Source organism: Salinimicrobium sp. WS361 (assembly GCF_050750585.1).
Taxonomy (GTDB): domain Bacteria; phylum Bacteroidota; class Bacteroidia; order Flavobacteriales; family Flavobacteriaceae; genus Salinimicrobium.
Window position 1 is genome coordinate 1 of the sequence record NZ_JBOJLM010000031.1, and the last position, 9,738, is coordinate 9,738.

Consider the following 9,738-nt stretch of genomic DNA (forward strand, 5'->3'; position numbering starts at 1 on the left):
CCCTTTTTGACCCGCAGCGAGGTTGCGGCGGTAAAAGGCGTTACTTTCTTCGGCAGTTGAGAACCCGGCGTACTGGCGAATGGTCCAGGGGCGCATCACGTACATGGTGCTGTAAGGCCCCCGCAGGTAAGGTGGAATTCCCGCAGCAAAATTGAGATGAGGCAGATCCTTGTATTCACAAGTGTTTTCGGGTCTTTTTGAATCTTTTTCGGTATTTTTCAGCTTTAAATGCTGAAGATCCTTTCTGCTCATATCTTATTTTTCGCCGTTAGTACTTTCTTCCTTTTGTAGTCTTTCCTGTTCGGTTTTTTCTGATAAACGTTTTTCTATCACCGGCTGCAGCAGTGTCTTTCGCGGCTTTTGCTTCACAAAAGGATACAACTCCAGCTCGTTTTTCATCTTATCCTGAGGATTAGGATATTTATTGGTTCCCACCAGTACCAGCTTGCCTTCATCAAAAGCCTGCTGTTCGTTGGCTGCACTTTCAGAAATTTTCTTCTGAATAATTCCCTCTTTTAATTGAGTGACAAAGCCACCGCCGTTTTCAATATTTTTAAATATATCTAAAGCCTTATCGGCCATTTCGTGGGTAAGGGTTTCAATATAGTAGCTGCCTTCAGCAGGATTGGCGACTTTCTCAAAGTAGCTTTCGTGCTTAAGTATCAGTAACTGGTTGCGGGCTATGCGGCTTCCGAAGTTATTGTTTTTATGGTAAATGGCGTCATAGGCCATATTGCAAACGCTATTGGAGCCGCCCAGCACTGCGCTCATACATTCTGTAGTAGTGCGCAGCAAGTTCACATTATAATCGTATAAAGTTTTGTTGCGGCGGGTGGGCTGTGAAATGATATCACAGCTGGTATCAAAGCCATATTCGCTGCTAAGGGTCGAAAATAACAGGCGCAGCGCCCTTATTTTGGCAATCTCGAAAAAGTAATTTGGCCCTACCGAAACAAGGAACTGGAATTTTGCCTTTTTTGACACTTCAGGTTTGTCACCTATGTGGTTAAAGTATTCATTGACATGTGCCAAAGCATAAGCCAGCTGCTGCGGAATGGTAGCACCGGCATTTTGGTAAAGCCCAAGGTCAACTGAAATAAATGATCTTAAATTTTGACATTTTTGAAGCAGAACATCAAGTATCTTGTAGTCTTCCTGCTGGTCTTTAAACCAGTTGCCGCTGCGGGCAAGGTTACCTATAATGTCAAACTGCAAAAAAACATTTGATTCCGGTTTAACCTGTTCATCCAGTTTTAAGAAAAATGCTTCGGAAGCAAATTCAGGCTTCAGGTATATGGGAACTTCAGGATCTAGGCCTTCAAAAAGCTCTTTTAGCGCTATCTCTTCTGAAGGCAGGATAAACCAGATGCTTTCGGCGCCTTTCCGAAGAGATTCCTGTGCTTTTTTATTGGCTTTTTCAGCAGAAGAGACATAGATCTGCTCTGTAACGTGCCAGTTTAACGGACTGTTAAGCTGTACAGGTTCGGGCGATTCTTCGGCATGGTAAAAAGGTTTGACATTGATGCCGTCCAGAGATTTCCATACCAACGTTTCATTATAATCGGCACCTTTTAGGTCATACTGTATCTTTTGTTTCCACTGTTTGGCCGATACTTCTTCAAACTCATTGAACAAATTCTCTCTCATTTCCATAAAATTAAAGGGCCCCTAAAATGACATTTTTGGCACCTAATCTACTGCTTCTTTATACTCAATGATAAAGATCTCTTCATTTTCCCTCTTCATGAAATATTCCTGCCTGGCAAATTTTTCAAGTTCGAGGGAGTCGTTAAGATTATCCATTATGGCTTTGTCGCGTGAGATCTCATTGAGGTAATAGTTCTTGTTCTTTTTCAGGTCATCGATCTCAAGGTCGAGTTCATGGTGAATTAACCAGGAGTTACTGTCCAGAAAAAGCATCCAGAAGCAAAAAGCCGCCAGCACCAGCGTATATTTGTTGGCAAAGATGCGTACCCATCTATTGTTGCGGATGTCTTTTAGCTTCATAACCCGAAATATACAAAATTACAGTAAACGTTGGCGTATGATTGTTTGCACAATATCAACAGCTACTGTGTTGTAGCGATTTGTGGGGATAATGATATCTGCAAATTCTTTGGTGGGTTCTATGAACTGCTGGTGCATAGGCTTAAGCGTGGTTTGGTACCGGCTCAAAACCTCTTCCAGGTCACGGCCTCTCTCGGCAATGTCGCGCTTAAGACGGCGAATAAGGCGCTCATCACTATCGGCATGCACATAGATCTTGATGTCAAACATCTCCCGAATGTCGGGGTGAGTGAGGATGAGGATCCCTTCAACGATGATCACCTTTCGCGGTTCTATGGTAATGGTTTCTCCCGTGCGGTTATGCTGCTTGAAAGAATAAACAGGCTGCTGAATGTTTTTGCCTGCTTTTAAATCTTTAAGATGAGAGACCAACAGGTCAAAATCTATAGATTTTGGGTGATCAAAGTTAATTTTGGTACGCTGCTCGTAAGTGAGGTGACTGGTGTCCTGGTAGTAGGAATCCTGAGAAATAACATCTACTTCTTCATTTTTGAGCTCCTCGATAATCTGGTTTACAACAGTAGTTTTTCCGCTCCCGGTACCTCCGGCAATTCCAATGATCAACATATTTTAATTTTCGGCAAAGGTAATTATTTACCGATTTAATAAATATGGTTTATTTTTTTATAGCGGCTACTTCTTCTTCGTTCACCTCGTCACTTACGCTGTTGCCCCAGGAATTGTTAATATAGTTCATCACATCGGCAATTTCACGGTCGCTTAAGCCCAGGGCCGGCATGAGGTTATCGTATTCTTCACCATTGACTTTTATAGGGCCGCGAAGACCAAATTTGATCGCGTGTATAGAGGCTTCCTGTTTGTCTTTTAACCAGTTAGAATTCTGAAGCGGTGGAAAAACAGCTTTTATGCCTTCACCACCCGAAAGATGGCAGGAAGCACAAAAATTGTTGTACACCTGGGCGCCGCGCGAAATGCTCTCTTTCATTTCGGGAGAGAATTCTACCCGGGCAGTTTCTTCAGTTTTTTCTTCGGAAGAATTCTTGCATCCGCATAAAACTATCAGCAGGCAGGCCGTTAAGAGTTTCTTCATTACTGTTGCTTCGGAATAATTCTAACAATACCTTTTCCTTCTACTGAAACATACAGGTCACCTTCAGGCGATTGTACAATGTCTCGCACGCGTCCTATTTGTTCCAGGATCTTTTCCCGTGCAAGTACAGTTTTTCCGTCAAGCGTTAAATGCTCCACATACTGGAACTTTAGAGAACCCACCAAAAGGTCTCCCTGAAGTTCGGGATATTTATTTGAAGTTACATGTACAAAGCCGCTGGGGGCAATAGAAGGAACCCAGTAATAAAGCGGATCTTCAAAATCTGGTCCCGATGTTTCATCGGTGAATGAAGTGCCATCATAGTTAATCCCATAGCTTACTAACGGCCATCCATAATTAGCACCTTTTTTTACTGCATTAATTTCGTCACCTCCCTGTGGGCCGTGTTCATGAACCCAAATTTCGCCTGTGTTTTCATTGTAGATCATGCCCTGCGGATTCCTGTGACCGTATGAGTAAACGGCATCTACGGCTTCTTCCCTGTCAACAAAGGGATTATCTTGCGGAACACTGCCGTCAAGGTTAAGCCTGTAAACTTTTCCGTTATCACGGGTAAGGTCCTGTGGATTTACATCGCGATCGCCGCGGTCTCCAACGCTAAAGAACAAATGCCCCTGCCCGTCAAAAGAGATTCGGGAGCCAAAATGTTGGCCACGGGTAGAGTTGGGCGTGGCTTTATATAGAACTTCTTTGCTGGTTAACTGGTTGTTCTCCAGTTTTGCACGCATTAATGCTGTATTGCCACCTTCGCCTTCACCTTCTTCGGAAGCATAGGTGAAATAGATCCAGCCATCACTTTCATAATTAGGGCCAACGGCTACATCAAGAAATCCGCCCTGGCCGCGGTTATAAACCTGTGGAGTTCCCTGGATCTGTTGCTTCTGGCCATCTTTAAATAGAATAAGTTCACCACTTTTTTCGGTAATAAGAATGCTACCATCGGGCAGGAAATCCATACCCCATGCAATCTCAAGATCGGGGACAACTACTTCATATTCATATTCGGCCGTAGTGAGTTCCTCTTCCGGAATAGTGACAGGAGAATTTTGAACAATAGTATCATTGTCGATCACCTGGTTGGGATCTTCAGTTTTACCATTGTTTTCACCGCAGCTAACAAGGCTAAGGGCGAGGCTAAGAATAAGTAGTCTTTTCATCTTAAGAGTTTTCTGTTGGTTGAACGTCCCGTAAAAGGGAACTTCAAAGATAACAAGAAAAACATGAAGATTGGAAATGAGCTTAATGACGAAAAAATGAGCAGGGTTTTAATCATACATATTTTTTCTTTTTTACTTATCTTTTCCTTATATCAAATGGATGAATGACAGTGTATTTGAAGTCCAAATTATTGATTCCCATTAAAAAGAAAGGAATATGATAAAATTAGAAAACATACATCCCGGAGAAATTTTAAAAGAAGAATTTTTAGATCCGATGGAGATTTCAGCTTATAGACTTTCCAAAGAAACCTTTATTCCTCAAACCCGAATTTGCGAGATCATTAAAAAGAAAAGAAGAATAACTGCCGATACGGCGCTTCGGCTCTCAAAATATTTTGGGACAACTGCAAAGTTTTGGTTAGGCTTACAGGATGATTATGATCTGGAAGAAGAAAAATTTTTAAAGCAGGAAGAGTTGAGTAATATAAAGCCTTTGGAAAATAACCCCGCCTAACTCTGTACTCTTTAAATCGGGGATTTTGAAGTTAGATTTGGAGGGATTTATAGGCTTTAAATCTTCAACATCACGCAAAGAACTACCTAATTTTGTCATTTTAGAAGACCGCTATGAAACTAGAGGAGGCATTTAAAACTCCTGGAGTGTCAAAAATGGCATTTTGTAAGCTTATTCTATCATAGGAGCAGGTGATGTGAAGCGCATTAAGCTTCAGAAATTATATCTATCTTTAGCCCATATTTCGCTTTGCCATGTTTGGATTTCTACAAAAAAAAGTCAATGACACTATCACGGTAAGTGAAGAGGAATTCGAGTATGCCAAAACCTTATTTCAACCTAAAAAACTTCGGAAAAAGCGCTTCATCCTGGAAGATGGAGATGCCTGTATCTACACCATCTTTGTAGAAAAAGGGCTGCTTAGAAGTTTCACCATAGATGAAAAAGGGAACGAGCACATTTTGCAGTTTGCGCTTGAAGGCTGGTGGAGCGGAGATCTTTACAGCTTTCTTACCGGCGAAGCTTCAGAATATAATATTGAGGCCTTAGAAGACAGTGAACTTTTGCTTATCACCAAGGCATCCTGGGATCAATTACTAGATGAAGTCCCGGCTTTTGAGCGCTACTTCCGGATTCTTATCCAAAACAACCTGATTGCCACCCAACGCCGACTCATGGGAACTTTTAGTACCACGGCCGAGGAGCGTTACCAAAAAATGCTGAAGCAATTCCCCGATGTTATTCAGCGGGTGCCACTTCACATGATCGCCTCCTATCTTGGGGTGACACGCGAAACGCTTAGCCGTATTCGCAGCCAGATTACTTCCGGTTCATAAAAATACCCTTCAAAAATGGTATTTTTGATGCCTTACCTTCCGAAGAAATTTCTGAAGACGAGCTTGTTATAAAAGCTTCTTATAGAAAGTGTGACATAGATCACATTCATTTATTATCATAGGTCATTGGTGAGGGGAAGTGATGCCTGTAAATTTGCCATGTAATTAATTAATAATCTAAAATAAGAAATATGGCAAGTACAAAATGGAACATCGACCCAACGCACAGTGAAGTTACTTTTAAAGTGAAACACCTTATGATCTCTACAGTAACCGGAAAGTTCAAGGTTTTTGAAGGTGGCGCCGAAAGTGAGGGCGATGAATTCAAAAAAGTTAACAATGTTGAATTCAAGGCTGATGTTAAATCAATCGACACCAGTAACGAACAAAGGGATGAACACCTAAGATCTGGCGATTTCTTTGATGTTGAAAAACATCCTTACCTTGTTTTTAAGGCTGAAAGCTTTGACGTGAACAAAGATACGGTTGAAGGCCAGCTTACTATAAAAGATGTCACTAAGAATGTTGTTCTGGACGTGGAATACGGCGGACAGGTGGTAGATCCTTACGGACAAACCAAAGCCGGACTTACAGTATCGGGAAAAATTAGCCGAAAAGAATTCGGTTTAACTTACCATGCTGTTACCGAAGCAGGAAACGTGGTGTTAGGTGACCAGATAAAAATAAATGTTGAAGTTCAGTTCGTAAAAGAAGCTTAATTTCATTCAAGTTAAAGAGCGGGCAGAGCTAAAAATATGAAGAAGATGGTGAAGAAAACTGTAGCAATTATAGGAGACATTGGTAAATTTTGCCCTGCTCTTGCAAAGGCGGCGGTACAGCAGGACTTGCGCCTGCTGTTTATCTCCCGCAATGAAGAGGTTGTTCTGGATGTCAAAGCACAACTGGGCGAACTGCAAAATGCTACCGAAGTAGAATTTAGCTCTTGTGAGAAAGAAGGTTGCTGGGAAGCCGATATGATCGCTTTTACCAGGCCCGAAGAGATTGAACCTGTTCTTTTTGATAGAATCAAGCAGGTTTCGACTCAAAAAACCGTAGTGGTAGTTTCTCATCAGCCTGTAAAGGCTTCACAGCATGAGAAGTTGTGTTTCCAGGAACTGCTGCCACATTCAAGAGTGGTGGAGCTGGAAATAGAAGGTTCAGAATTCCGCATTTTTGGAAGGAATACAGAAGCCAATCAAAACGTGCAGGAGTTTTTTGAAGCTGCCGGTTATCAACAAAAACAATAGTTATGGAAGTAAAAATATGGTCAGACGTAAGATGTCCTTTCTGTTATATAGGAAAGAGAAAATTTGAAGCTGCGCTGGAAAAGTTTCAGCATAAAGAAAAGGTGAAGATCACCTGGAAGAGCTTTCAATTAGATCCGGGCCTTCAAACCAGAACCGACATCAATACGCTCGATTATTTTGTGGAAACCAAAGGCGTGACCAAAGAACAGGCGCGGCAAATGTTGAGCGGTGCTACCCAAATGGCAAAAGAAGTAGGCCTTGATTTTCATCTTGAAGAATCGGTGCTTGCCAATTCCTTCAAAGCTCACAAACTCATCCAGATGGCGAAATCAAAAGATCTTGGTGATGAAATAGAAGAAGCCCTGTTTAAAGTCCATTTTGAAGCCTCAAAGAATATAGATGATACTGAAGTTCTGGTAACGACAGCTGCTTCAATAGGAATGGATGAGGCTGAAGTTAAAGCGATGTTCAAGTCGGGTGACTATGAATATGAAGTAAAACAGGATGAGCTGGAGGCACGAAATATTGGCGTACGAGGAGTTCCATTCTTTGTGTTTGACGATCGCTATGCGATCTCGGGCGCACAACCTACCGAAGCTTTTTTGGAAACTATTGAAAAAGCATGGGAGGAATTTAGACCAAAATCCAACCTGGAGATTTCTGAAGGCGATTCATGTGCTACAGACGCAAATTGTAATTAAAAAGAAGAAAAATGAAAATAGCAATAATAGGCGCTACAGGATTTGTAGGTTCAGAAGTTTTACAGGAAGCTATAAGCCGCGGACATGAAGTGACTGCCATAGCCCGTAATACCGAAAAAATTTCAGCTAAAAGTGACACTTTAAGAACTGCATCTGTAGATGTAATGGAAAAGGAAAATTTGGCTGAAGTTCTTAAAGGGAATGAGGTTGTAATAAGCACCTTCAATCCAGGCTGGAGCAATCCCAAAATTTATGAAGATTACCTTGAAGGCGCAAAGGCAATTCAGGAGGCTGTGAAAATTTCCGGAGTAAAACGCTTAATTGTTGTTGGCGGGGCAGGAAGTCTTTTTCTGAATGAAAGAACGAGAGTCATTGATTCTCCAAATTTTCCGGAAGAAATAAAACCGGGTGCTACTGCGGCCTGCGAATATCTGGAAATCCTTAAAAAGGAAGAAGATCTGGACTGGACCTTTTTTAGTCCGGCAATAGAAATGGCTCCTGGAAAACCACAGGAGCGCAAGAATACCTATAGAAAAGGCTTTGATAAACCCGTTTTTGACGAGCAGGGAAAAAGTGACCTTTCTGTACAGGATACCGCGGTGGTTTTGGTAGATGAAGCCGAAAACGCAGCACATATCAAACAACGCTTTACCGCAGCTTACTAAATTTAAACATTAATAATTTTACTAAAACTTATTACAATGAAACAATTATTTTCTCTTTTAACTATCGCTTTTTTGAGCACGGGCGTGTTTGCTCAAACTACATGGAAAGCCGACAAGGCTCACTCGCAGGTTTCCTTCGGAATTACACACATGACAATTTCGGAAGTTGAAGGCCTTTTCAACAAATTTGATGCAACGATTGAAGCTTCAGAAGAAGACTTTAGCGATGCAAAGTATAAGGTGGAGATTGATGTGCCCTCTATTGATACCGGAGTTGAGATGCGTGATAACCACCTGAAAAATGCCGATTTCTTTGATGCTGAAAAGTATCCAAAAATGACATTTGTGAGTACTTCTTCAGAAAAAGTTGGCGAAGGTAAATACAAAGTGACAGGAGACCTTACTTTTCACGGGGTGACCAAACCTGTAACGCTCGATGTTTGGCACCGTGGTACTGTGAAAGACCAAAAAGGAAATTTAATTTCAGGTTTCGCCATTAGCGGAGAAATAAAAAGATCTGATTTTAACCTTGGTCCCGATTTTCCTGAAGCTGTATTGAGCGATAAGGTAGTTATTGACGTTGACGCCGAATTTAAAAAAGCCTAATAATATTTTGGAGCCGGAACATAGAATTTGCATCTCCCTATAATGCAGCCCTGTGTTCTGGCTCCTATATAATTAATTGATATGAACAGATTTCTGAATTCACGTTTTTCGGCAGGCCAGGTAGATATGGTACTGCTCCTTTTAAGAATAGGAATTGGTGCGATGATGCTGGTACACGGCTGGCCCAAATTCCAGACCCTTTTGGCGGGAGGAGAGATCCAGTTTCCCGGGGTGATGGGTATGAGTCCGGCGTTGTCGTTGGGTCTGGCAGTATTTGCCGAATTTCTTTGCTCAATCTTACTCATCTTTGGGTTAGCAACAAGGCTCGCCAGCATTCCTTTGATCATTACTATGGTTGTGGCGGTGTTTATTATTCATGCAAATGATCCTTTTGCAAATCAGGAACTGGGGCTGCATTATTTGTTAACATACCTGGCCTTGCTTATTCTTGGCGGCGGAAAATATTCTCTTGACGCTGTTTTGACACGAAAAAATGGAAGCAGGTAGCCAGATTTCTTCGGAAGAATAAGTCTCTAAAATGCCATTTTTGAAAGATTTTCCTGTCTGCAGAATTTTCTGGTTCAGACAGGAAATAGTGTGGAGGAGAAGCTCTAAATAAGGTGGCTTCGGAAATTTTTTAAAAAAGAACAGGAATTGGGCTTCAATGCCAACTTCTTTTTTATATTTGCAGCCGCTTAAGGTGATTCAAGCTTTTGAATTCTTAGTTCGTTTTTTTTGAATTGGAATTTGAAAATTGTTTATTGAAGTTTATCAGCATAAGCTGATCTCGGGGTGTAGCGTAGCCCGGTTATCGCGCCTGCTTTGGGAGCAGGAGGCCGCAGGTTCGAATCCTGCCACCCCGACGAAAAA

Annotated in this window: 14 protein-coding genes and 1 tRNA gene; 9 read left to right on the forward strand and 6 right to left on the reverse strand. The window is 41.7% G+C overall.

Annotation, left to right across the window (positions count from 1 at the left end; translation table 11 throughout):
- From ACQ93I_RS16785 to ACQ93I_RS16810, 6 genes are all read right to left on the reverse strand, one after another.
- Window positions 1–252 (reverse strand): methylmalonyl-CoA mutase family protein (locus tag ACQ93I_RS16785; RefSeq protein ID WP_431699533.1); only part of this gene is annotated, 252 nt, incomplete at its 3' end.
- Between the two features lie 3 nt (window positions 253–255).
- On the reverse strand, window positions 256–1,647 hold the full coding sequence (locus ACQ93I_RS16790; RefSeq protein ID WP_431699534.1) for a methylmalonyl-CoA mutase subunit beta: 1,392 nt from the start codon (window positions 1,645–1,647) through the stop codon (window positions 256–258).
- 42 nt (window positions 1,648–1,689) lie between these two features.
- On the reverse strand, window positions 1,690–2,007 hold the full coding sequence (locus ACQ93I_RS16795; protein ID WP_266071094.1) for an FtsB family cell division protein: 318 nt from the start codon (window positions 2,005–2,007) through the stop codon (window positions 1,690–1,692).
- Between the two features lie 18 nt (window positions 2,008–2,025).
- A complete protein-coding gene (udk, locus tag ACQ93I_RS16800; protein WP_345598809.1) occupies window positions 2,026–2,634 on the reverse strand; it encodes a uridine kinase in 609 nt (202 codons plus the stop codon).
- Between the two features lie 49 nt (window positions 2,635–2,683).
- The gene (locus ACQ93I_RS16805) at window positions 2,684–3,118 is read right to left on the reverse strand and encodes a c-type cytochrome (protein WP_431699535.1); all 435 of its coding nucleotides are present in this window, start codon (window positions 3,116–3,118) and stop codon (window positions 2,684–2,686) included.
- Window positions 3,118–4,296: a PQQ-dependent sugar dehydrogenase gene (locus tag ACQ93I_RS16810; protein ID WP_431699536.1), complete on the reverse strand. Its 1,179-nt coding sequence runs from the start codon at window positions 4,294–4,296 to the stop codon at window positions 3,118–3,120. Before ACQ93I_RS16810 ends, ACQ93I_RS16805 begins: the two co-directional genes overlap by 1 nt.
- A 217-nt stretch (window positions 4,297–4,513) precedes the next feature.
- Between ACQ93I_RS16810 and ACQ93I_RS16815 the strand changes: the two genes are divergently transcribed.
- From ACQ93I_RS16815 to ACQ93I_RS16855, 9 genes are all read left to right on the forward strand, one after another.
- A complete protein-coding gene (locus ACQ93I_RS16815) occupies window positions 4,514–4,813 on the forward strand; it encodes a HigA family addiction module antitoxin (protein WP_431699537.1) in 300 nt (99 codons plus the stop codon).
- Window positions 4,814–5,067: 254 nt separating this feature from the next.
- Complete coding sequence (locus ACQ93I_RS16820) at window positions 5,068–5,649, forward strand: Crp/Fnr family transcriptional regulator (RefSeq protein ID WP_431699538.1); 582 nt, start codon at window positions 5,068–5,070, stop codon at window positions 5,647–5,649.
- 191 nt (window positions 5,650–5,840) lie between these two features.
- The gene (locus ACQ93I_RS16825) at window positions 5,841–6,368 is read left to right on the forward strand and encodes a YceI family protein (RefSeq protein WP_266071103.1); all 528 of its coding nucleotides are present in this window, start codon (window positions 5,841–5,843) and stop codon (window positions 6,366–6,368) included.
- Window positions 6,369–6,404: 36 nt separating this feature from the next.
- Entirely contained in the window at window positions 6,405–6,896 is a 492-nt protein-coding gene (locus ACQ93I_RS16830; protein WP_431699539.1) for a hypothetical protein, read from the forward strand.
- 2 nt (window positions 6,897–6,898) lie between these two features.
- On the forward strand, window positions 6,899–7,597 hold the full coding sequence (locus ACQ93I_RS16835; protein ID WP_431699540.1) for a DsbA family oxidoreductase: 699 nt from the start codon (window positions 6,899–6,901) through the stop codon (window positions 7,595–7,597).
- Window positions 7,598–7,608: 11 nt separating this feature from the next.
- Window positions 7,609–8,262, forward strand: coding sequence for an NAD(P)-dependent oxidoreductase (locus ACQ93I_RS16840; protein WP_431699541.1), 654 nt, complete (start codon window positions 7,609–7,611; stop codon window positions 8,260–8,262).
- 36 nt (window positions 8,263–8,298) lie between these two features.
- On the forward strand, window positions 8,299–8,868 hold the full coding sequence (locus ACQ93I_RS16845; protein WP_431699542.1) for a YceI family protein: 570 nt from the start codon (window positions 8,299–8,301) through the stop codon (window positions 8,866–8,868).
- 81 nt (window positions 8,869–8,949) lie between these two features.
- A complete protein-coding gene (locus ACQ93I_RS16850) occupies window positions 8,950–9,375 on the forward strand; it encodes a DoxX family protein (protein ID WP_431699543.1) in 426 nt (141 codons plus the stop codon).
- A gap of 281 nt (window positions 9,376–9,656) precedes the next feature.
- Window positions 9,657–9,731: transfer RNA gene (locus ACQ93I_RS16855), tRNA-Pro, on the forward strand.
- Window positions 9,732–9,738 lie beyond the last annotated feature (7 nt).